Consider the following 23,293-nt stretch of genomic DNA (forward strand, 5'->3'; position numbering starts at 1 on the left):
GTCGAGGTGTTCATCGTCGTTCCCCCGAATCCCCGGAGCCGGCCAGCGCGAGCCGCACCAGCGCCTCGGCGTCCATGTGCTCGATGTCGTCGTGCCCGCTGCCGTCGTGCCCGCTGCCGTCGTGCCCGGTGTCCGGGCGCGCGCCGCCGGGGTCCGCGCCGGTCGTCGCGGGGAGCAGCAGCTCCGCCAGGTGCAGCGCGAGGGCGGTGGTGGTGGAGTGCTCGAACGCCGCCGTGGCCGACAGGTCCACGCCGGTGGCGGCGTTGAGCCGGTTGCGCAGCTCGATCGCGATCAGCGAGTCGAAACCGATCTCGGTGAACGGCCGGTGCACGTCGACCCCCTCCGGGCTGCTGTGCGCCAGCACCACGGCGACGTGCGAGCGCACCAGGTCGACCAGCTCCTGCTCGCGCCGGGCCTCCGGGAGGCCCGCCAACCGCTGCCGCAGTCCGTCGACGTCCGCCTTCGGCGCGGGGACCGCGCCCCGCGCCGGAGCCGGGACCAGGTCCCGGAACAGGCCGGGCACGTCCGCGCCCTTCGCCCGCAGGGCCGCCAGGTCCAGCTGGGCGGGGACGAGGACCGCGTCGTCGCGGTCCAGCGCGGTGTCGAACAACGCCATGCCCAGATCGTGGGTCAGCGGTCGCATCCCGCTGTGCCTGATCCGCGCGAGGTCGACCTCGGCGAGACCGGACGCCATGCCGCCGTCGCCGCCCCACAGGCCCCACGACAGGGCGGTGGCCGGCAGGTCCAGCGCGCGGCGGCGGTCGGCCAGCGCTTCCAGGAACGCGTTTGCCGCCGCGTAGTTGGCCTGCCCGGCGCTGCCGAGCAGGGAGCTGACGGAGGAGAACAGCACGAACGCGGTCAGGTCCAGCTCCGCCGTCGCCTCGTGCAGTGCGAGGGCGGCGTCGACCTTGGGGCGCAGCACCCGGTCGAGCCGTTCGGGGGTCAGCGCGCCCAGCACGCCGTCGTCCAGGACGCCCGCGGTGTGCACCACGGCGCCGAGCGGGTGCTCGGACGGGACGCGGGCCAGCACGCGGGCCAGGTTCGCGCGGTCGGCCACGTCGCACGCCAGCACGGTCACGCGCGCACCCAGCCCCTCCAGTTCGGCGGTCAGGGCGGCGGCGCCGGGGGCGTCGGGCCCCCGCCTGCCCACCAGCAGCAGATTCCGGACCCCGTGGGCGGTCACCAGGTGCTTCGCCACCAGCGCGCCCAGCACGCCCGTGCCGCCGGTGACCAGCACCGTGCGGTCCGGCGCCACCGCGGGGGTGTCACGCGGTGGCGCCGGCAGCGCGCGGGCCAGTCGCGGCACGAGCAGGGCGTGCTCGCGCAGGATCAGCTGCGGCTCGTCGGCGGCCAGCGCGGCGGCCAGCGCGTCGCCGGACGCGGTGTGGTCGACGTCGAGCAGCGCGAACCGCCCGGGGTTCTCCGTCTGCGCGCTGCGCACCAGGCCCCACAGCGGCGCGCGGACGAGGTCGGTGACGCCGTCGCGGCCGTCCGGCACCGCGCCGCGGGTGAGCAGGACCAGCCGGGAGCCGGCGAGCCGGCCGTCGTCGAGCCAGGACCGCAGCACGTCCAGGGTGCCGCCGAGGACCGCCCGCACCTCGTCCGCCATGCGTTCCACCGGTGCGCGGGTCGGCTCGACCAGACCGGTGAGGAACACCGCGTCCGGGACGGGCTCACCGCCGTCCAGACCGGCGAGCAGCGCCGTGACGTCGTCATGGCCGACCACGTCCCAGCCCGCGGCGGCCAGTCCGGCGCACAGTCCCAGTTCGTCCACGCCCAGCACCGCCGTGCGCCCCGGCGGGGTGGTTGCGGCGGCCTGTCGGGGCACCTCGGTCCACACCGGCCGGAACAGCGAGTCCCCGGTGCGGTCGGTGAGCCGGGCCAGGCGGGAGGCGTCGACCGGCCGCGACACGACAGCCCCGATCGAGGCCACCGCCCGCCCGTCGACACCGGTGATCGTCGAGGAGGTCGCCCCCTCGCCGGTCACCGTCGTCCGCACCCGCAACGCCGACGCCCCGGCGGCGTGCACCGCCACCCGCTGCCAGGCGAACGGGGCCAGCACCCCGTCACCGCCCTCCTCCAGGAACAGCAGCGTGGGCACGTGCCCGGCGGCGTCGAGCAGCGCCGGGTGCAGGACGTGCCCCTCGGCGGCGCGGTCGTCGTCCAGGACCAGCTCCACGAACACCTCGTCACCGCGCCGCCACGCCGCCCGCACGCACCGGAAGACCGGCCCGTAGTCGTAGCCGTGTGCCGCCAGCCGGTCGTACAGGTCGGAGGTGTCGAACGGGGCCGCGTCCCGAGGCGGCCACTCCCGCTCCGGGGCGGGCAGCACCTGCCCGACGCCGAGCGTGCCGGTCGCGTGCAGCTCCCACCCGCCCGGCGGCCCGTCGGCCGGCCGCGAGTGCACGTCGAAGGTCCGGCGACCGGCCTCGCCGGGAGGCCCCACGGCCACCTGGAGCCGAACCTCCCCGCGCTCGGGGACGACCAGCGGGGCGTGCAGGGTCAGCTCCTCGACCACGTCGCAGCCGCTCGACCGCGCGGCGTGCAGGGCCGCCTCGGCGAGCGCGGTGCCCGGCACGAGCGGCACGCCGAGCACCACGTGCTCCGCCAGCCACGGGTGGGTCGCGCGGGAGAACCGGCCGGTGAGCAGCAGCCCGCCGGTGCCCGCCACCTCCACCACCGTGCCCAGCAGCGGGTGCTCGACCCGGTCGAGCCCCAGCGACCCGGCGTCACCGCCTCGGTGCAGGTCCAGCCAGTGGCGCTGCCGCTGGAACCGGTACGTCGGCAGGTCCACCCGGCGCGCCCCGGTCCCGGCGAACACGGCCCGCCAGTCCACCTCGACGCCGTGGGCGACGGCCTCGCCGAGCGCGCGCACCACCTGCTCCGGACCGCCGCGGTTGGTGCGCAGCGTGCCCACGGTCGCCACCGCCACCTTCGCCGCCTGGGCGGTCTCCTGCACGCCCAGGGTCAGCACCGGGTGCGGGCTGGGTTCGAGGAACAGCCGGTGACCGTCGGCCAGCAGGCTGCGCGTGGCCTCCTCGAACCGCACCGCCTGCCGGGCGTTGCGGTACCAGTAGTCGGCGTCCAGGCACGTGGTGTCGAGGACACCGCCGGTGACGGAGGAGTGGAACGGCACCCGCGACGGGCGCGGGGCGACCGCGGCCAGTTCGCGCAGCAGCCGCTCCCGGATCTCCTCGACCTGGGCGGAGTGCACGGCCAGCCCGAGGTTCAACCTGCGGACCCGGACCCCGTCCGCAGCGCACCGCGCGTGCAGCTCCTCCAGCGCGTCCAGCTCACCGGAGACCACCGCGCTGCCGGGACCGTTGACGGCGGCGATCGACAGCCGGTCGCCCCAGGGCTCCAGGAGGGACGCCAGCTCCCGCGCGGGCAGCGCCACCGCGAGGGTGTCGCCGCGGCCCATGAGCGAGGTCATCGCCTGACCGCGCACGGCGACGACCCGCGCGGCGTCCTCCAGCGACAGCGCGCCCACCGCGTGCGCGGCGGCGACCTCGCCGACGGAGTGGCCCACCACGGCGGCGGGCTCCACGCCGTACGCGCGCCACAGCTCGGCCAGCGACACCAGCACGGCGAACACCGCCGCCTGCAGGACGTCCGTGCGGCTCAACGGCGGGGAGCCGGGGGCGACGCGCAGCACGTCGGCCACCGACCAGTCCTGGTGCGGGGCGAGGGCTTCGTCGCAGCGGCGGACGTGCTCGGCGAACACGGGGGAGGAGTCCAGCAGTTCCGCCGCCATGCCGACCCACTGGGTGCCCTGGCCGGGGAAGACGAACACCGGGCGGCCGTGCCCGGCGGTGCCGCGCAGCACGGTGCCGGCGGGTTCGCCGTCGGCCACCGCCGCCAGCCCCGCCAGCAGGGCGTCCCGGTCGGCGGCGAGGACCGCGGCACGGTGCTCGAAGGCGCCGCGGGTCGTCGCCAGCGAGAAGCCGACATCGGCCACCCGTGCCCTGGGGTGCTCCAGGAGGTGCTTGCGCAGGGCGCGCGCCTGCTCGCGCAACGCCGCCTCCGACCGGCCGGAGAGCAGGCAGGGCACCGTGACCGCCGCGACGGGCGGCGTCCCGCCGGTGCCCGGCTCGTCGGGTGCGGGGGGCGCCTGTTCGAGGACGACGTGGGCGTTGGTGCCGCTGATCCCGAACGAGGACACGCCGATGCGGCGGGGCCGGCCGGTGTCGGGCCACTCGCGCTGCTCGGTCAGCAGCCGGACCGCGCCGCTGCCCCAGTCCACCAGCGGGGTCGGCTCGTCCACGTGCAGGGTCCGCGGCAGCACGCCGTGCCGCATGGCCAGCACCGCCTTGATCACGCCCGCGACCCCGGCGGCGGCGACCGTGTGGCTGATGTTGGACTTCACCGATCCCAGCCACAGCGGCTGTTCGGCCGGCCGGTCCTGCCCGTAGGTGGCCAGGATCGCCGTGGCCTCGCTGACGTCGCCCAGCCGGGTCGCGGTGCCGTGCCCCTCCACCGCGTCCACGTCGCCGGGGCGCAGCCCGGCGTCCGCGAGCGCCTGGCGGATCATCTCCTCCTGCGCCGCGCCGCTGGGGGCGGACAGCTGGTCGCTCGCCCCGTCCTGGTTGACCGCCGAGCCGCGCACGAGCGCCAGCACCGGGTGGCCGTTGCGGCGGGCGTCGGACAGCCGCTCCACCACCAGCACACCCGCGCCGTCGCCGAAGGCGGTGCCGTCCGCCCCGGCGGCGAACGACCTGACCCTGCCCTCGGTGGTCAGCCCGCGCTGCCTGCTGAAGTCCTGGAACACGCCCGGCGTGGTGTGCACGGTGACCCCGCCGGCCAGCGCCAAATCGCACTCGCCCCGGCGCAGCGCCTGGGCGGCCAGGTGCAGCGCCACCAGCGACGAGGAGCACGCCGTGTCCACCGACACCGCCGGCCCCACCAGGCCCAGCGCGTAGGACACGCGGCCGGAGGCGGCGCTGTTGGAGCTGCCCAGCACCAGGTAGCCCTCGAACTCGGGCAGGCTCGGCGCGCCGGTCATCCAGCGCACGCCGTAGTCGGTGTTGGTCACACCGGCGAACACGCCCGTGCGGCTGCCCCGCAGCGACCGCGGGTCGATGCCCGCCCGTTCGACCGCCTCCCAGGCGATCTCCAGCATCACCCGCTGCTGCGGGTCGATCGCCCGCGCCTCGCGCGGGGAGATGCCGAAGAACCCGGCGTCGAACTCCGCCGCGTCGTGCAGGAAGCCGCTGCGCTTGAGGTAGACCTTGCCGACCCTGGTCGGGTCGGGGTCGTACAGGTCGGGGTCCCAGCCGCGGTCCGTCGGGAACCCGGAGAGCACGTCGGCGCCGTCGAGGAGGACCTGCCACAGGTCGTCCGGCGCGGTGACCCCGCCGGGCAGTCGGCAGGCCATCGCCACGATCGCGATGGGGTCGTCGGTGACGGGTGACCGGTGGTCGTCCACGTGTCGCCTTCCTGGTGGTGTCAGAGGGTTCGGGGCCGCGCCCGGGGGGTGAACCCCACCGGCAGGCGCCGCAGCCCGCGGAAGAGCAGCCCGGGATGCCGGTCGGGGACCTCGTCCGGGGCCGCGTGCAGGTCGGGGAAGCGCTCCAGGAGCGTCCGCACGGCGATCGCCCCCAGCGTCCGGGCCAGGGGCGCCCCGGCGCAGTACCGGCCGCCGCGGCCGAACCCGAGGTGCGCGCCGGTGTCGCGGCGGATGTCGAACCGGTCGGGGTCGGGGAAGCGCGACGGGTCGCGGTTGGCCGCGGACAGCGCGATGCACACCGGCTGCCCGCCGCCGGGAATCGTCACGCCGCCCAGTTCGACGGGCGCGAGGGTGAACCGGACCGTGGTGGTGTTGGCCGGCCCGTCGTAGCGCGCCGCCTCCTCCAGCGCGCCGCCCAGCAGCGACCAGTCGGCGCGCAGGTCCGCGAGCTGCTCGGGGTGGCGAAGCAGGGCGAGCAGGGCGTTGCTCAGGAAGTGCACCGACGTGCGGTAGCCGGCGATCAGCACGAGGAAGACCATGGCGGGCACCTCGTCCGGGGCCAGCGCGCCGGGGTCGTCGCGCGCGAGCCCGGCGAACGCGCTCGCCAGGTCGTCACCGGGGTGGCGGAGCTTGTGCCCGGAGAACCGCTCGACCCACGCGGTCAGCGCGGCCGCCGCCCTGACCTCCTGCTCCACGTCCTCGGGGTGGGCCAGCTCGTGCGTCCACCGCGCCACCGCGTCCCGCTCCAGCGGGGGCACGCCGACCAGCCCGCCGACCACCTCGCCGACGAGCGGTTCGGCGAAGTCCGCCACCAGGTCGGCGTGGCCGCGGCGCTCGAAGGCGTCCAGGACCCGGTCGGTCGCCCGGCGGATGCGCGGCGCGAGCGCCTCGACCCGGGAGCGGCTGAACGCCGTGAGCACGACCCCGCGCAGCCGGGCGCTGTCCGGCGGATCGGCGATGAGCAGGTGCTTGCCGATCGCGGAGCGGCCCGGCCCGGCCGGCCCCACCGGGCCCGCGTAGTCGGGGGAGGCGTTGACCCACTCCCGGCTCAACCGGGGGTCCACCAGGGCCGCCCGCGCCTCGTCGTGGCCGACGACGAGCCAGACCGCGCGCCCGTCGGCCAGCCGCACGCGGTGCACGGGGCCGCGCGCCCTCAGCGCCCCGTAGCACGGGAAGGGGTCCGCGATGAACGCCTCGTCCCGCTCGCCCAGGTAGGGCACATGGGAAGGCCCTCCTGCCTCGGACGCGCCGCCGGGGATCACGACGGCACCCGACGGCGCACTCGCGGCAGGCACGCGTCCAGCGCGGTGTCCACGTCCCGCGCGACCACCAGGGCATCGCGGGAGCGCGTCCCGATGAACCCGCTGTCGACCGCGCTGTCCACCCAGCGCAGCAGGTCGGTGAAGTGCCCGTCCGGGTCGAGCACCACCACCGGCTTGGCGTGCAGGCCCAGCATCCGCGTGGTCCACGCCTCGAACAGCTCGTCACAGGTGCCCAGACCGCCGGGCAGGGCGAGCAGGGCGTCGGACCGGTCGATCATCACCGACTTGCGCTCGCCCATGGAGTCGGTGAGGACCAGTTCGTCGCAGTCCGGATCGGTCCGGTCGGTCAGGCAGCGCGGGACGACGCCCACCGTGGCGCCCCCGCCGGCGCGGGCCCCGCGCGCGACCGACCCCATCATGGAGACCCGCTCACCACCGGAGACCAGGGTCCAGCCGCGCGCGGCGATCGCGGCGCCCGTGCGCCCGGCGAGGTCGACGTGGCGCGCCGGGATGTCCTCGGCCGCGCTGCAGAACACGCACACCGCGATCACGACGACACCCCCTGGCCGGGTGCGCCGGACTCCGCCGCCAACCGGGCCGCGATGTCCGCGCGCAACCGGACCTTGTCGACCTTGCCGACGCCCTTCAGCGGCAGCTCCGGGACCTCGACGAGCCGTTCGGGGAGCTTGAACCGGGCCAGCCCGCTGTCCTCCAGGAAGCGGCGGACCTCCCGCAGCCCGGGCGCGCCGCCGTCGCGGCCGACGACGTAGAGGCACACCGCCTCGCCCAGCACGCGGTGGGGCATCGAGACCGCCGCCGCCGCGCGCACCCCGCCGTGCCGGAGCACGAGCGCCTCCAACTCGTCGGCCGGGATCTTCTCGCCACCGCGGTTGATCACGTCCTTGACCCGCCCCGCGACCACGAAGTTGCCCGACGGGTCGCGGTACACCAGGTCACCGGTGCGGTAGTAGCCGTCCTCGGTGAAGGACTCGGGGGCCGCGCCGCCGTGGTAGGCCGTGATGACGCTCGGCCCCCTGGTGACCAGCTCGCCGACCTCCCCGTCGGCGACCGGCCGGCCCGCCTCGTCCACCACGAGGGTCTCGTCACCGGGGGAGGAGGGCCGGCCCTGGGTGCCGAACACCACCTCGGCCGGGTCGTCGAGCCGGGTGAAGTTCAGCAGGCCCTCGCTCATGCCGTAGACCTGCTGCACCCGGCAGTCGAACACCTCGACGAGCCGCGCCGCCGTGTCCTCGTCCAGGCGCGCCCCGCCGACCTGGAGCACCTCCAGGCAGGACAGGTCGTACGGGCGGGTGTCCGCGGCGGTCAGCCACTGCCGGGCGAGGGAGGGGGTCAGCGCGCAGTGCGTGACGCGTTCACGTTCGATCAGGGCCAGCGTGGCGGCGGGGTCGTGCGGCTCGTGCAGCACGACGCGCCCGCCGCGCACCAGCGCGCCGAGGATGCCGGGGTGGCCGAAGACGAAGCTGTGGGTCGCGGGCATGGCCGCGAGGTAGACCGACCCGGCGGTCAGCCCCGACACCTCCGCGGAGGTGCGGATGACGTGCCCGAACGCCTCGTGGGTGCGCGGGATGGGCTTGGGCGCGCCGGTGGTGCCGCTGGAGAGCAGGAACAGCCCGATGTCCGACGGTGCCCGCCGCTGCGGGGTGAACGGCACCGGCGGCCCGTCGACCAGGGCGTCGAGGTCGACGTGGCCGCGCTCCGGGTCGACCCCGCCGGAGACCAGCAGGCGCCGCACGGACGGGTGCCGGTCTTTCAGCCCCTCCGCCAGCGCGAGGTGGTCGAACCGGCGCTGCCGGGCTGGCACCGCCAACGCCACCGGCCGCACCGCCTCCAGCACCGGGTCGAGTTCGTGCTCCCGCAGCGCGGGCAGGGCCAGGACCGGGCGCGCGCCGAGCCGGACGAGCCCGAGCACCAGCACGACGTACTGCACCTGGTTGGGCAGCTGGACCAGCACGTGCTCACCCGGCGCGATCCCGAGCCCGGCCAACCGCGCCGCGCAGCCCGATACGGCCGCGTCCAGCTCGTCCCGGGTCGTCGACCGCCCGTCGGCGACGAGCGCCACCCGGTCACCGGGGTGGCCGCCCAGCGCCAGCTCGTCCAACAACTCCGGCCGCCACCACCCGCGCTCGCGGTAGCGCGCCGCCGCCTGCTCCCCGAGCACCGCGTCGACCAGTCGGGACAGCTCGTAGTCCTCCTCGCCCCACAGGTCGACCCGCACGCCGAACCGCTCGTTCAGCTCGATCTCCACCTGCGTCATCTCGGTGGAGTCCAGGCCCAGGTCGCCACGCAGTCGGGCGTCGTCGCGCAGCGCCGCGGCGTCGACCCCCAGGTCGGACAGGATCTTCCGGACGTAGTCGCTCATGATCGGCTGTCAGCCTCCTGAACAGGACCGGGACAGTGGGGCGCGCGATGGTCGTCGGCGAGGTCGTGGCCCTCCGGAGGGGCGTTCCGGGCCGCGGCCTCGGCGGCCGGGCCCACCCACTCCGCCGCTCCGTCGGACAGGCGGGGCGTGAAGCCGATTGCGCTGGTGACAGCCACGAAGCTAGGTGAGCGGCGCCACGGCACGAGCGTCGTCACGGGGGGAATGACCGTTCAGATCGTGGATGTGCCCGTTCGGGCAACCCGCACCTGCGCGGGCCGCTGCCGCAGCCGGCGTCGTCGACCGTGCTCCTTCCCACCTGCCGGAGCCCGAGCCGGACGAACGGGCAAGAGGCCACCGCCGAAGGTGCCGCCTCGCCCGCCGAGGACCGCGCACCCCGCGCGGCGGGTGCTCCACTGGCCGCGCAAGGACCGGGTGCGCGCCACTGGGAGGCGAGGGTGATCTGCTGGGACCGCGTGGGTGACGAGCTGGTCGTCGGGGTGTTCGAGCAGGACGAGATCGCGCTGCTGCGGGAGTACGCGACGCTGTTCACGCGCCTGGTCCGGCAGCGGTTGGACTCCCACGAACCCGTCGAGCTGCTCGGTGTGCGGGTGGGACTCGCCCTGCCCGCCTCGGTCGTCGAGGACGAGCGGCTGCTCGCCCTGCTGCGCCACCACCTCGGGGCCGACGCGGACGACCACGAGCTGGTGTGGCGGGAGCCCGACTGCCTGCGAGCCGTGGTCGACCGCCTGGACGTGGTGCTCGCGACCCTGCCCCCCGAGGGCAGCGGACTGGTGGTGCTCGACGACGTCGCCCAGGCCCGGGCGTGGCTCGACGCGGGACAGGACATCATCACCGTGATGGGCGCCGTCGCCGGGGCGGCCGGCCCCGACACCGTCGAGCGCACGGCGGTGACGATCGCCTGGCTCGCCGAGCTGCTGGACCGGTTGCACGACCACGCGACCAGGGAATCGGACTCGTCGGCCATCCCGTGGTAGCCGCCGACCGCAACCCGATCCGCCGTCGCCCGCCCGTTGGGGCAGCGTCGTCTGCACCTTCGAGATGTCCACGGGCCGATCGTGTTGATCAGGGCGGACCGGGCGGCTCTACTCGTCATCGACCGCAACGCCGCCCAGCGGCGTCAGTTGGTGAGGAGGGGTCGCGTGTCGAACCCGCACCCGAGGCAGTCCGGACACCTGGTGGCGCCGTGCGCGGACGCGCGGGTGTCGCCGTCGAGACCACCCCTCACGACCGGCGGCAGACCTCCCGCGGGATCACGGCGGTGACCCCGCACCACTCCGGTCCCCGGTCGGTGCCGCCGCGGGGCCCCGCCCTGCGGACCGGCGCACCGGACGTGCCGACGGTCGAGGACCGGTACCCGTGAGCACCAGGAGCGGTTCCGGCAACGGCGGCCACGGCGGCACCCCGCCACCCGGCGGTCGCGGACCGACGGACCTCGATCTCCGCACCGGGCACCTCACCGGCCGCGTCGACGTGGACACCGACGGCCTGCACCGCGGTGCGCGGAGGTTCGAGGCGATGGGCGGGAACTTCCGCTCGTTCGGGCAGTCGTTCTCGGACGTCGCCTCCCACGAGCCGCTGGTCGACGGCGAGGGGGACGAAAGCTGGGAACGGTTCGCGCCGGACTACCACCGGGGCGCGAGGGCGTTCCTGGACGGAGTGCTCGGCCTCGCCCGTGCCGTGGACCTGATCGCCGACGGCGTGCACGGCTTCGCCGACTTCTGCGTCGCCACCGAGGACCGCGCCGAGCAGCTCGGCAGGAACGCGCTGAGACCCACACCCGACCCCTAGCGGCGAACGCCGCCGGGGGAGACGAGGGAGGACTCCCGGCGGACGTCCTCCCCGCAGTGGACGCGGTACGCGGACAACCGCCGGTCCGACCACCGACCGGGCTCCGGGGAGCGCCGATCACGGGGTGGTCGCGCACCGCCGTTGGGCAACTGGGGAGGGACCTCGTGATCTGTGCGGTGGCGGGCGAAGCGGTCCGGTGCTGACCCGTGGACATCCACTTCGACCCGGCCTTCGACTGGCTGTGGGTCCTCGTCGCGGGTCAACAGGCGCCGAGGGTCGACGTCGCGGCGACCCGCGCGCTGGCGCGGGGCTGGGCCGAGGGCGGGACGACGCTGCAGGCGATGGGGAACACCCTGGCCGCGCTGACCACCGAGGTGGAGCGCTCCGTCGGTGGTGAGGTCGCGCGGTCGTTCCGCAAGTACGTCGAACAGCTGGCGTCGACCGTGCCGCAGTTGGTCGCGCTGGCCCGGCAGCAGTCGAACGCCCTGCTCGACCTGGCGCTGAACGTCGAGCTGGGCATCTACTCGATGATGATCGAGATCGCGTTCTTCGCCTCGTCGATCGTCTGGGCGCTCGCGAGCCCGTTCACCGCGCCGCTGGTGCCCTCGTTCGTCACCGGTGCCCGCATGGCGGTCAACCGGATCGTCGGGCAGCTGCACTGGGCCATCCGCTTGGTGGGCGAAGCGCTCCAGGAGGGCGTCGCGGAGGTCTTCCAGGGCGCGCTGGCCCAGATCGCGCAGTTCATCGAGGGCCACCGGCACGTGTGGGACGGGCAGAGCACACTGGTCGAGTTCGTCGCCGGTTCCGCGGCGGGCGGCATCGCGGGTGGAATGCACGCCGGCGCGCACAGGTACAGGCCCGACATCCAGGACAAGGCGTGGTTCCACGGGTTCACCGAGGCCGTCGCCGACGTCGCCGTCGGCGTGGGCGCGGCCGCGATCCTGGGCCAGGGCATGGACGACGTGTGGGCGGGGGCGGTCAACGGCGGGTTCAGCGGCGCCGCGGGAAAGGGCGTCGACGACCTCGGCGAGAGGATCGACCAGGTCGTCAACGGCCCGCGGGTGGTCGCGCCGGACACATCCGGGTTCATCCTCCCGGACGAGCCCCCGGTGCTCGCAGGACAGGAAAGGCCCGGTTCCGGAGCGTCCGGTCTCGGCGGGAGCGGTAGCAGCGGTGCCGTTGCCGGGGGCGACGACCTGTTCACGGGAACGCCGAACATCGACGGGGTGAGCGAACCACTGCCCGCCGAGATCATGCCCCATCCCCGGCAACCGTCTCCGCTGCCCGGCACGCCCGGGTACACCGGGACGGGAACACCGCGATCGGGTGCCCCGGTGGCCGACGCACCGCCGGTCACGACGTTGACGCCGATCGACGCGTTTCCGCCGGTCGACACCGTACCGCCGGCCGGGACGTCGGTGGGGCTCCTGCCGGTGGACCCGGGCCCGGCGACGAGCCCGCGTCTGCCGGTGAGCCGGAACCCGCCTGCGGTCGATCCACCGCAGTCGGGACGGGACCCGTTGGTCGACGTCCCGGTGGGTGGGGAGCCGATCGGCCGGATCATGCTGGTGGTCGAGCCGCCACCTGCGGTCGACGTGTCGCCGGACCGACTTCCGATGACCGGAACCCCGGTGGAACAGGTGCCGATGGCCCACGTGCCGGGCGCACCGGGCGGAAGCGGCGACGACTCCCAGGCCCCGGCGCCACGGGACAGGTCGGTGGACGCCTCCACCACGCCGCCGCCGTGGACCTCCGCCGACCTGCCGGTGCGCGACTCGCCACCACCGGCACCCGATCCCGGCGGGGACAGTTCCCCGAGCAGCACGACCGGTTCCACCACCGCCCCGCAGCCGGATACCGCTCCGGTGACGATCCGGCCCGAGGTACCGACCGGTTCTCAACCGAGCACGCCTGACCCCGTTATGCCTGACCCCGTTATGCCTGACCCCGCCACGCCCGACCCCGCCACGCCCGACCCCGCCACGCCGACCCTGCGGCAGACGCCGCAGCCGGACACGGCGATCCCCGGTGGCGAGCACCCCCTGCCACCCGGCACCCCTGTGGTCTCGCACGTCCCGGGTGGTCCACCCGGCATCGGGGAAGTGGCGGTGGGCGAAGTCCCCGGCCCGGACCGGAGCATCGACGCCCCCGCCGACTCGTCCGCGCAGTCGGAGACCGGCACCCGCCCGCCGGCCGGACAGCCACACCCGGCGACCGACCGGCCGGGAACCCCCCACGCCGGAACCGCCCATCCGGTGGAGGCGGCCGGGACGAACCCGGAGGCCGAGTTCCGCCCCTCCGCCGTCGAGTCGCCGGGCCAGACCCCCGTCCACTCCGGCGAGGACGCGTCGCCCGACGGGACCACCTCCGAGAACAGCCCACCCGCCGACAACCCCTCCGAAATCCATCCGGAGTCCGCAGGTGACGGCCGCAACGACGTCATCGCCCCAGCCTCCCCCACCACCGCACCCGCCCCCACGGACCCGGCCGTCTTCGTCGACTCGCCGGTCCCCGCCGACCCGGCAGTCCCCGCGGTGGGCACTGCCCAGCCGCAGCCCGTCTCCGCCGTCCCGCACGGCTACCCGCGCGACCAGTTGGACGCCGCACCCCCGCAGCAGCGCGGACGCGTGCACACCGCACCGGGTTGGCCCGCACCGGTGCGCTCGGCGTTCGAGGTCCGCCGTGCCAGGCAGGGTCACGACGTCGTCGTGGAGGTCACCGTGGTCGTGGACCTCGACCCGGGCGGCCGCTATGACGACGCGACCAAGCAGCAGGTGATGCGGGACGCCCAGCTGGCCGTGGACGAGTTCTACAACAAGCCCGACCTGCGCCTGCGCAACGGCGACCTGCTCCGCTTCCGCATCATGCCCAGGACGGGTGACGGGCCGGTCCACCACGTGGTCGAACTGGACCCGGAGCACGACATCGACCAGACCCACTGGCGGCCGGGCCAGTTCGCCGCGCACACCGCGCACGAGTTCGGCCACATGATCGGCCTGGTCGAGGAGTACTCCACCACCCCCGGCCGGCTCGACGTCGCGGGCACGGTCATGGGCCGCCACGTGGAGACCGGACCCGACGGCACACCGCGCCCGATGACGGAGATCCGCGTGCCGCAGCGCTCCGTCGACACCCTGGCCCTCGCCATCGGCGACCCGTCGCAGGAGGCCGGGGGGATCACCCGACCCCTGCCGGAGGGCACCGCGCTGCCCAAGGCCTTCACCGGTGTCCCGGAGGCGTCCGGGACGATGCGCGACCGCAACGCGGACGTCGAACAACCGGGGGAGCGGGAACAGGAGCAGCAGTCGCAGGACCACGAGCACGACGCGCAGCAGGGCACGACCCGGCAGGACGGGCTCGCGGCGCGGCCCTTCCAGGACAGCCTGCCCGACTACCTGCGCACCAGCCGTTCCCTCGGCGTGGCCGGGCAGAAGGGCACGACCCGTGGGGAGGCGCTCGACATCGGCGCACGGCTGGAGCGGTTCGCGACCGGCGTCCGGAAGTGGGAGGACGTCGACGGCGTGGTCAAGGCGTTCGAGAAGTCGATCGCCGGCACGCTGGCCGACGGCGGCGCGCGGGCCGTCGTCAAGGGTGACGGCAGGACCTACGAGCTGAGGATGAGGTCCACGCTGCACTGGGACCGGGCTCAGCCGACGGGCACGGGCACCTACGCCCTGATCGCCGGGACCAAGGACAAGCGCAAGACCTCGGAGGAGACCGGCTACAAGCGCGACGCCGACATCATGCCGACCATGCAGTTCTCCGGCATGCCCGGCATCGTCGTCCAGGCCGTGCCCGGCGTCCCGATCGCCCCGACCGAGGACGTCAGCGGCGCCACCAAGAAGGAACTGGCCCACTCGTCGAAGATCGCGTTCTCCTCGCCGCGCGAGGTGGACGTGCCCCTGACCGTGAGGTTCTCCCTCGTCGACGCGAACGGGAAACCGGTGGACGTCGAGGGCGGCGGGCAGGTCGTCGAAGCCGGGGCGAGCGTCCTGCTCACCGTGCCGACCGACCTGGCCACCGAGGACGACGCCGGGGCCCTGGTCCACGACGCCACGAGCCGCGGCACCTCCGGGCAGGACCGCGCCGAGTCCCTGGCCCGGCACGGCATCCGCCCGGTCGATCGGCGGGAACCGCCGCCGAAGCGGTTCGTCGCCGAGTCAGTCGTCGTCCACCGCGGCACGCACCCCGCCTCCCCGCCTCCCTTCGCCGACCAGGTCATCGCGCTGCTGGGACCCCGGCACGCCAAGGCGACCGCCGTGGGGGCGCACGGCCGCGACGTGGTCCACGAGTTCGTCGGCGAGGACAACATCAAGGCGAACCTGCGCAGGATGGTCGTCTTCGACGGGGACGCCAACCCGGAGGCCGGCTGGGTCCGCTCCGAACCGATCTTCAGGGGCGGCAGCCGCGGCGGGGTGGAGTGGCGACCCCGATCCACCCGCATCGAGATGCGCGCGGTCGCCCGCTGGGTCCGGGTGAACGACACCAGAGGCGGGATGACGATCACCGAACGGCGGCACCAGCACTACGAGCGCTCCCACCGGACCAAGGTCAAGCGCCGCTGGGGCGTGTTCGGCTTCGTCGGCGGCGGAGCCGACGTCCGACCCGTCGGCACCGCGGCGGGCGGTCTGACCTACAACGCGAGCGTGGAGAAGAACGCCTCCTCCGGCCTGGAGCGGTCGACCGCCGCCAAGGAAGCCCTCGACATCAAGGGCGACGTCGTGCGCTACGAGGTGGTGTACGACATCGAGGTCCGCCAGGTCGGCGCGGCCGGCCGGAAACCGTGGACGCTCGAGGGCAACGTCAGCTCGCACCAGTGGGCCACTCGCGAGCACGCCGGACGCGCCGGGATCGTGCCGCGGCCCCCCGACGGGTTCCGGACCGGACCGGACCGGACGACGCGGGGCCCGCGCGAGTTCGAGGACGGCCAGGCGCTGCTCGGCCTGGTGGAGGAGTTCACCAGCGGCGAACTGCTCAACCGGGCGATCCAACCGCTGCTCACGAAGCTGCCCAAGGAGGAGGGCTGGTACTTCGACAGGAAGAAGTTCCTCCGGCACCTGGAGCACAGGAAGCACGACAAGCGCAGGTTCGTGCGGTCCTTCACGGACCCGGAGATCGACAGCGGCAGGCTGACCGGCAAGGTCGCCCAAGCGCTCGAACTGGGCGCCAACCTCGGCGACGCGCTCTCCGACCAGGAGATCTCCCACCTGGTCGAGCACATGTCCGACCGCGGGAGCGGACTGCACATCCCGCTCAAGCGCGCCGGCTGGTTCCACGACCGCGAGGTCACGGTCATCCTGAAGGCACGGGTCGGCGACATCGAGGAGGGCGAGGCGCTCGACGCCGCCGAGATCACCGGGCTGTCCAGGACCAAGGACGTCACCAGCAGCGAGTTCGGGCAGGGACGCGAGGTCGAGTTCGGCGGCGGACCGCAGGGCCGGCTGCTCGCACCGCTCGGCACCCTGCCGTCCACCTCCCCGTTCGGCGTGCTGCTCGCGGGCGTGCGCGGATCACGGGCCTGGCTCTCCGACGTCGCCCTGACGCTGGGCGCGAAGCGCAACGTCGAGCGCAAGCGCGGCGACTCCCTCACCGAGGACGGCAGGATCGGCAACCGCGCGGTGCGCCAGTTCCACGCCAAGGTCACCATCACCGGGGAGATCGACTACTCGGAACGGCACAACAAGAGCATCCGCAAGATCAGCTTCGGCCGCCGGGGCCGCCACGCCCCCCACACCGAACAGCTCACCGCACCCGACCCCGTCGAACTGGACATGCGCGTGCTCGTCCCGGAGGCACTGCTCACCGGACCCGACCGGGACCCGTCGCACGACGGCCGCGCACGCCGACCGGACCGGCCGATCGACCAGGACGCCCTGGCGCTGCCGCACGCCCTGCGGCCCGCGATGTCCCGCGCCTTCGACGACGTCGAGGTGGTGGCCTTCACCGCCGCGCCCGCGGTGCAGGCATCCGCCACGGACGTGCTCGCCGCCGCCGCCGACCACGACCCGGTCGTGCGCTCCCGCACCCAGGCCATCGCGCGCGCCATCAGCGACCGGCTCTCACCCGAGGCGCTCACGAGCGACCCCAGGCTGTTCAGCCGCACCACGGTCATCGACTCCTCGCAGCTCACCTACGAACGCCGCGCCGAGGACCTCACCGCGACCCTGGGCGTGACGTTCCGGCCCACGCTCTCGGCCCGCCAGGTCACGGCGCGCGAGTACCAGGAGGTCGTGCGCGAGCACGAGGCGTCGAGCAAGGCGAGCGGCTCCGGCGGCACCACTACCCAAGCCCGCGGCTACGCCGTCGCCGTCCCGCTGCTGACCCAGAAGGGCTACACGCCCGCCGCGGGAGGCACCAACGAGGTCGCCGCGCGCGGCCTCTTCGTGGTCGTCGCCTCCCCGTACGGCACCAGCAGCGGCGCCACCACCGCCGCGCACCTCAAGAGCGGCGAGAAGCTCGCCGTCGGCACCCCTCCGCAGCGGATGGTCCTCGCCAGGGTCGACATCGAGGCCACCGTGGTCGCGGAGGCACGACACCGGGGCAACCTCAGCTTCGGACTCGCCACCCCCGACCCGGCCAAGGCCCGGGGCGCGGTCGTCGACCTGCCCGAGTCGGCGCTGGTCTGGCTCACCGAGGACCAGTTCCACGAACTGAGCACGGGGCGACCGCCCGAACGCGGCACCACCACCCCCACCGCGGACCGCGCCGTGGAGGCGCCCGCGTCGCTGCGGCCGGACAAGACGACGAAACCGTCCATCGGCCTGGGCGGCATCATCGCCCCGATCGACCTCAGCGCCCGGATCGACACCCTCCGGGCCAACCTGGCCCGAACCCCAGGCATCGGCCCCGACCTGGCCGGCCGGTTGCTGCCCGACAGCGCCCTCGACCCCAAGAACGCCAACATCGCCGCCGTCACGTGGTTCCTGTCCGACGCGAACCGCATGGTCAACAGCCTGCTCAACGGCGGCACCACCACCCCCGTGCGGCTGGAGGACCGCTTCAGCGGGCGCACCTACGAACTGACGCTCGACGCGGCGTTCACCCAGGCTCCCGAACCAGGCACGGTCAAGAACCTCACCAAGCTCAAGTCCGCCGTGACCGCCGAGTTCGGCACCAAGGAGGTCACGAGCAGGACGCGGACCTTCTTCACCGGCATGATCTCCGCCCGCCCCGCCCTGACCATCCAGGAGAAAGCCGGACCCGCCACCGCCGACGGCCGAGCCCAGGGCCAGGTCGGCGGCGGCCTCAACGTCGAGAAGACCACGGGTGTCCGCGACCACAAGAAGACCGCGGAACGGTCGACGAAGTACACCCACGCCGCCGCGCACAAGGGGCCGGCCGCCACCCACCGCGGCACGCTCGACCTCACGGTGAAGCTCCAACGGCACGGCCGGACCCTCGCGTCCGTCCTCGTCACCGAGGACGTCGAGATCACCAAGCTCCCCGACGAGGCGTTCCCCGAACCGGAACACGGCGGCCGGCTCGGGTCCGCCGAACCCGCCGCCCCGGCGAAGTCCGCCGTGATGACCGCCGACGACCTGGCGACGTGGCGGACGGGCCCGGACGGCGGCCCGAAGACCACGCGGCTGCCGGGCGTGGAGGACTACTGGGTGGAGCACTACTTCGGCGACGTCGACCTCCTGCGCGCCCACGCGAAGGAGGTGCTCGCCCACTCCGGAGTCAGGACGACCGCCGCGATCGAGCGCGCGCTCAAGACGGGCATCACACCGGCGAGCGTGCGGGCCGGGTTGACCGCCGGGACCGAGGGCACGTTCACCGTGCCGCTCCCCGGCGGCCTCGGCCGCACCGTGGAGATCCACATCCGGTTGCCCGCGCCACCCCGCTTCGCCGGCGCCGGCGCCGGCGTCGACATCAAGTCCTACCGGATGGACACGGAGAAAGAAGAGGTGAAGCTCACCACCGGCGGCACGGTGGAGGTCGCCCAGACCGCTCCGTTCGGCGCGGGCGGCGAGTCGAACTCGGCACCCCAGGGCCAGTCGGGCGCGTCACCCGCGCGCCAGCCGCTCGACGACAAGTCCGCTTCGGCCCAACGCCAGGTCACGACGTTCGCCGCGCCGGCCGCGTACCGGGCGGAGAACACCAGGACCGCGGGCCCGGCCCGGACGTTCGAGCCGCTGATGCCGTGGACGATCACCCCCGACCACAAGCTCTCCCGCGTCCTGCTGACCGGCGCCGAATTCCGGATCATCGCCAAACCCACGTCGAAACCGCTGTTCGGCAGCGCCGACAAGGTCAGCTACCAGGACGTGACCGTGCACGACGCGTACGCCGTGCGCGTGCGCGACGGCAAAGCCGTCGAGATGACCGGCAGGACCCTGCCCCCCGCGCTGATCGACGCCACCACCGCGCTGGCGGACAAGGGCAAGGCGTGGCTCGCAGCCGAACAGCGCAAGCGCGCGGCGACCGCCGAACGCGACGCACGGGAACACCCGATCGACGTGGACGCCCGCACGCGCGCGAACCGGCTCGCCGAACTCGACGACCTGACCGGCACCATCGCCGGGCACGAGGTCGAGGTCCGCCGACTCCGCCGGCGACTCGACGCCGCGCTCAGGGCGGCGGCCGGGACCAGCCGCCCGCTGCGCACCGGGAACGCGCGCAACGCCAGGACCGAACTCGCCGCCCGACGCCAGGCCTGGCACACCGCCTCCCTGGACCTGCGCAGGCTCGTCGACCGGAAACACCACCTGACCGCCGCGCTGTCGGCGGGTGGCGTCGACGTCGAACAGTTGCGCCACTACACCGCCGCACTGCGCGCGGAACGCGCCGCGGCGGAGGCCGAGCAGGCCGCGGAGCAGGAGTGGTGGCGCGCCAAGGCGACCTACGACCGGGAGGTCGCCGCGCTCCACGAGCAGGAGGAGTTCCAGCGCCGACTCCCGCCGCGCGCAGGCCGGCCCCCGGTGCTCCCGCCCATCGCGGAGACGGGCGAGTTCGACATCCCGCTACCCGGAACAGGGCAACCGGGTACCCCGCACGAGGAGAGCACCCACACCCACCGGCACGGCCCGACGCACCACGGCGGCGCCCGACCGCGCTGACAACCCGACCCCGGCGGAGCACCTGCCGCTCGCGCCGCCGCCACGCAGCGGGTCGTGGGCGCTGCTCAGAGCACCGTGCGCCCGCCATCGACGACGAACCTGGCCCCGTGGACGTGGGAAGCCCGTGCGGAGGCCAGGAACACCACCACCTCGGCCACCTCGGCGGGAGAGGCGATGCGCCCGAGCGGGACCTGCTCCGCCAACATCGCCACGACATCCTCACCGTGCCCGACGACGGTCTCCGACCCGGTGGCACCCGGGGCCACCGAGTTGACCCGCACACCGGTGCCGCGGAACTCCACCGCCCACGTCCGGGTCAGCGACTCCAGCGCCGCCTTGGTCGCCGAGTACACCCCGAAACCGGGGGAGCCGATGACGCTCGTCGCCGTCGACACGTTGACCACGCTGCCGCCGCCTCGTGCCACCATGCCCGGGACGAGCGCGGCGGTCAGGTAGAACGGCGCGCGCACGTTGAGGTCGAAGAGGCGGCTGAAGTCCTCCGGGTCCTGTGCGGCGGTCGGCACGTACGGGAAGACCCCCGCGTTGTTGACCAGGATGTCCACCTCGCCCGCGTCCTCGGCGAGCGCGCGCACCGAGTCCAGGTCGACGAGGTCGGCCGGCACGAACCGGGCCGACCCGCCGGAGTCCCGGATGGACGCGACCACCTGCGCGCCACGCGTCTCGTCCCGACCCGACACCACCACCGAGGCGCCGCCCGCGGCCAGCAGTCGCGCGGTTTCCCGCCCGATGCCCGACGTCCCACCGGTGACCAGGGCCACGCTGTCGCGAAATTCCATGCGTTCTCCAGGAGGTGATCGGTGTGCTCGCGACGCAGTCTGCGAGAACCGCACACGGATCGGTCCAGCACACGATCCACGGTGCCCGACCGGGCAGTGGGCCTTGCCCGAACGGGGAATCCGGCGCGCCGGCGCATCCGGCTCGTGATCCTCCGACGTGGGTGTCGACGCCTCGGGCTCGGTCGTCGTGGTGAGGCAGGACGAGGACGACGGCGTTCCCAGCGGACCAGTCGACCTCGGGACCGTTGCCCACACCACGCGGGTGCGGCAGGCCGACCACGCGCCGAGCACGGACACCGTCCGCGCTGCGACAGCGGGTCGCACCAGCCCGGGTTCACCGAGCACCTGCCGCGCTTCGGCGGCGAGGAAGTGGACTTTCGCATGTCACCCGGACGACCGATCCGACAATTCCCGCCGCCGAACAACAGGTGACAACTCCCGCACGGCGGGGGATGTCGGCGGGTTCACCCCGTCGCGCGGGTGCGGCCGTCCTTCCACAGGCGCCAGGCGCGCGGGTCCTCCGGGCTGTGCTCCCGGCCGATCCCGCAGAGCCTCAGCCGCACGCGGGCGCCGCCCAACCGGCCCCGGTCGGCCACGACGTGCCCGCCGGTGGCCTCCACCGTCGACCGGGCGATGTCGAGGCCCAGCCCCGTCGACCCGCTGCCGCTCGCGCCGCGGCGCAGCGCGCGGCCGGGGTCGGCGAACCCCGGACCGCCGTCCTCCACCACGAGCGTGACCCACCCGGCGTGCCGCACGACCTCGACGCAGACCGGCGCGGCCGGCGGGGTGTGCTGGAAGACGTTGGCCAGCAGCGCGTCCACGACCGCGTCGAGCCGGTCGCGGGAGAGGGGGACCGGGGTCGGCCCGTCCGGCAGCGACACCTCGCAGGGCCGCCCCTGGGTCTCGGCGTGCGCGGACCAGAACACCATCCGCTCGGTCACGGCCGTGACCAGGTCACACGTCGGCGCAGTGGTGACCGGGGCGACGGGGCGGAGGGAATGGATGATGCGGTCGACGTCGCGGCCGAGGGCCTCGACGGAGGCGCGGACGCGGTCCGCCGCCGCACCGGTGCCGATCGCGTCGGCGTCGAGGCGCAGCGCGGTGAGCGGGGTGCGCAGGCGGTGCGAGACGTCCGCGATCATCTCCCGCTCCTTGGCCAGCAGGTGCTCGGTGCGGTCGGCGTTGGCGTTGACCGCCTCCGCCAGCGCCACCAGCTCGCGAGGCCCGTCCACGCGCACGCGACCGCCGTCCCGCCCGGCGACCTCGGTGATCAGCGCGAGCGCCCCGGCGAGCGGTCGCAGCGGTCGCAGGCCCAGCAGCACCGCGCCGGCCGCGCAGACGGCGGCGAGCACCAGCACCAGCGCGGCCGTCGCGAACGGCACCGGGACAGGGGAGGGGGTCAAGGACACCGAGGCCTCCCCGCCGCCCGCCGCGCGCACCGCCAGCACGGTGGCGGGCCCGTCCACCCGCACGCCCAGCACCCCGCCGCCCGGCAACCGCACCTCCACCCGGCCGGAACGGCCCGCCTCGGTGCGGCTCACGGCGGCGCGCAGGACGTCCGGGTCGGTGCTCACGGTCAGCACCTCCGCGACGAGCGCGGCGTCGTGCCGGTCGCGCTCGCGGACGAGGCCGCGCTCGTGCCACACCGTCAGCACGACGGTCAGCAGCACCAGGGGAACGGCGAGCGCACCGCAGGCTCGGACGAGGGCGCGGGCGGCGAGCCGCGTCACCCCGGGGCCGTGAAGCGGTAGCCGACGCCCCGGATCGTGTGCAGGTAGCGCGGGGCGGCGGCGGTCTCGCCCAGCTTGCGGCGCAGCCACGACGTGTGCACGTCGATGGTGCGGTCGTCGGCCGCGGTCCCGTGGTCCCACACCGCCCGGAACAGCTCGCGTCGGCCGACCACCCGGTCCGGGTGCCCGGCCAGGTAGGCGAGCAGGTCGAACTCCCGCCTGCTCAGCTCCAGCGCCGCGCCGTCCAGCGTCGCCTGCCGCCGGCCCAGGTCGACGTGCAGGCCGCCCAGCTCGATGACGTCCTCGCGCTCTTGGGCGCCCTGCGCGGAGGAGGGCTTGCTGCGGCGCAGCAGGGCGTTGACCCGGGCTTCGAGGTGCGTGCCGGAGAACGGTTTGACGATGTAGTCGTCGGCCCCCGCGTTGAGGGAGCGCACGACCGAGTCCTCGTCGCCGCGCGCGGTCGCGACGAGCACCGGCACGTCGCTGACGTCCCGCAGCATCCGCAGCGCCGCCACACCGTCGAGATCGGGCAGGCCGAGGTCGAACACCACGATGTCCGGCGTGCCCGCCGCGACCTCCCGCAACGCGGAGGCGGCCGTGCCCACGGCCCGCGTGAGGTGGCCGAGCCCGCGCAGCGCGTGCACCAGCGCGGCCTGGACCGCGGGGTCGTCCTCGACCACGAGCGCTCTCGGCATGGCCGGAGCCTAGGCGCGCCACCGGGGCTCCGACGAGGGGCGTCCGGGCACACATCCTTCCCTCGCGGACCTTGTGCCGATCGTTCCCGCTTCTTAAGCCGTGCTTAGGGGAGCG

Annotated in this window: 10 protein-coding genes and 1 pseudogene; 4 read left to right on the forward strand and 7 right to left on the reverse strand. The window is 74.6% G+C overall.

Annotated elements, in window-relative coordinates; genetic code table 11:
* Positions 1 to 10 precede the first annotated feature (10 nt).
* The 4 genes and pseudogenes from J2S66_RS09305 to J2S66_RS09320 form a co-directional block, all read right to left on the reverse strand.
* Positions 11 to 5,401 (reverse strand): annotated as a pseudogene (locus tag J2S66_RS09305) (type I polyketide synthase); the annotation flags it as partial.
* 44 nt (positions 5,402 to 5,445) lie between these two features.
* Positions 5,446 to 6,666 (reverse strand): cytochrome P450, encoded by a 1,221-nt coding sequence (locus J2S66_RS09310; protein ID WP_310306251.1) that lies wholly within the window; start codon positions 6,664 to 6,666, stop codon positions 5,446 to 5,448.
* Between the two features lie 38 nt (positions 6,667 to 6,704).
* Complete coding sequence (locus J2S66_RS09315) at positions 6,705 to 7,259, reverse strand: LOG family protein (protein ID WP_310306253.1); 555 nt, start codon at positions 7,257 to 7,259, stop codon at positions 6,705 to 6,707.
* On the reverse strand, positions 7,256 to 9,088 hold the full coding sequence (locus J2S66_RS09320; RefSeq protein ID WP_310306255.1) for an AMP-binding protein: 1,833 nt from the start codon (positions 9,086 to 9,088) through the stop codon (positions 7,256 to 7,258). The genes J2S66_RS09315 and J2S66_RS09320 overlap by 4 nt, the downstream gene beginning before the upstream one ends.
* Positions 9,089 to 9,543: 455 nt before the next feature.
* Between J2S66_RS09320 and J2S66_RS09325 the strand changes: the two genes are divergently transcribed.
* The 4 genes from J2S66_RS09325 (at position 9,544) to J2S66_RS09340 (ending at position 19,956) form a co-directional block, all read left to right on the forward strand.
* Entirely contained in the window at positions 9,544 to 10,083 is a 540-nt protein-coding gene (locus J2S66_RS09325; RefSeq protein WP_310306257.1) for a DUF2017 family protein, read from the forward strand.
* Between the two features lie 209 nt (positions 10,084 to 10,292).
* Positions 10,293 to 10,469 (forward strand): hypothetical protein, encoded by a 177-nt coding sequence (locus J2S66_RS09330; RefSeq protein ID WP_310306259.1) that lies wholly within the window; start codon positions 10,293 to 10,295, stop codon positions 10,467 to 10,469.
* Positions 10,466 to 10,897: a hypothetical protein gene (locus J2S66_RS09335; protein ID WP_306749716.1), complete on the forward strand. Its 432-nt coding sequence runs from the start codon at positions 10,466 to 10,468 to the stop codon at positions 10,895 to 10,897. The genes J2S66_RS09330 and J2S66_RS09335 overlap by 4 nt, the downstream gene beginning before the upstream one ends.
* Positions 10,898 to 11,103: 206 nt before the next feature.
* Complete coding sequence (locus J2S66_RS09340; RefSeq protein WP_310306262.1) at positions 11,104 to 19,956, forward strand: WXG100-like domain-containing protein; 8,853 nt, start codon at positions 11,104 to 11,106, stop codon at positions 19,954 to 19,956.
* Positions 19,957 to 20,021: 65 nt separating this feature from the next.
* On the opposite strand, the gene J2S66_RS09345 is transcribed toward J2S66_RS09340, so the two are convergent.
* The 3 genes from J2S66_RS09345 to J2S66_RS09355 form a co-directional block, all read right to left on the reverse strand.
* Complete coding sequence (locus tag J2S66_RS09345) at positions 20,022 to 20,753, reverse strand: SDR family NAD(P)-dependent oxidoreductase (protein WP_310306265.1); 732 nt, start codon at positions 20,751 to 20,753, stop codon at positions 20,022 to 20,024.
* Between the two features lie 464 nt (positions 20,754 to 21,217).
* Complete coding sequence (locus tag J2S66_RS09350) at positions 21,218 to 22,483, reverse strand: sensor histidine kinase (protein ID WP_310306266.1); 1,266 nt, start codon at positions 22,481 to 22,483, stop codon at positions 21,218 to 21,220.
* Positions 22,480 to 23,178 carry a response regulator transcription factor gene (locus J2S66_RS09355; protein ID WP_310306268.1) on the reverse strand — a complete coding sequence of 233 codons (699 nt, stop codon included), beginning with the start codon at positions 23,176 to 23,178 and terminating at the stop codon, positions 22,480 to 22,482. Before J2S66_RS09355 ends, J2S66_RS09350 begins: the two co-directional genes overlap by 4 nt.
* Between the last annotated feature and the right edge of the window lie 115 nt (positions 23,179 to 23,293).

Origin of the sequence: Saccharothrix longispora (genome assembly GCF_031455225.1) — a bacterium.
In the GTDB taxonomy this organism is placed as follows: Bacteria; Actinomycetota; Actinomycetes; order Mycobacteriales; family Pseudonocardiaceae; genus Actinosynnema; species Actinosynnema longispora.

Coding starts and splice junctions, on each gene's coding strand:
- J2S66_RS09320 (WP_310306255.1), bottom strand. CDS start 9,088: ATGAGCGACTACGTCCGGAAGATCCTGTCCGACCTGGGGGTCGACGCC.
- J2S66_RS09345 (WP_310306265.1), bottom strand. CDS start 20,753: ATGGAATTTCGCGACAGCGTGGCCCTGGTCACCGGTGGGACGTCGGGC.
- J2S66_RS09355 (WP_310306268.1), bottom strand. CDS start 23,178: ATGCCGAGAGCGCTCGTGGTCGAGGACGACCCCGCGGTCCAGGCCGCG.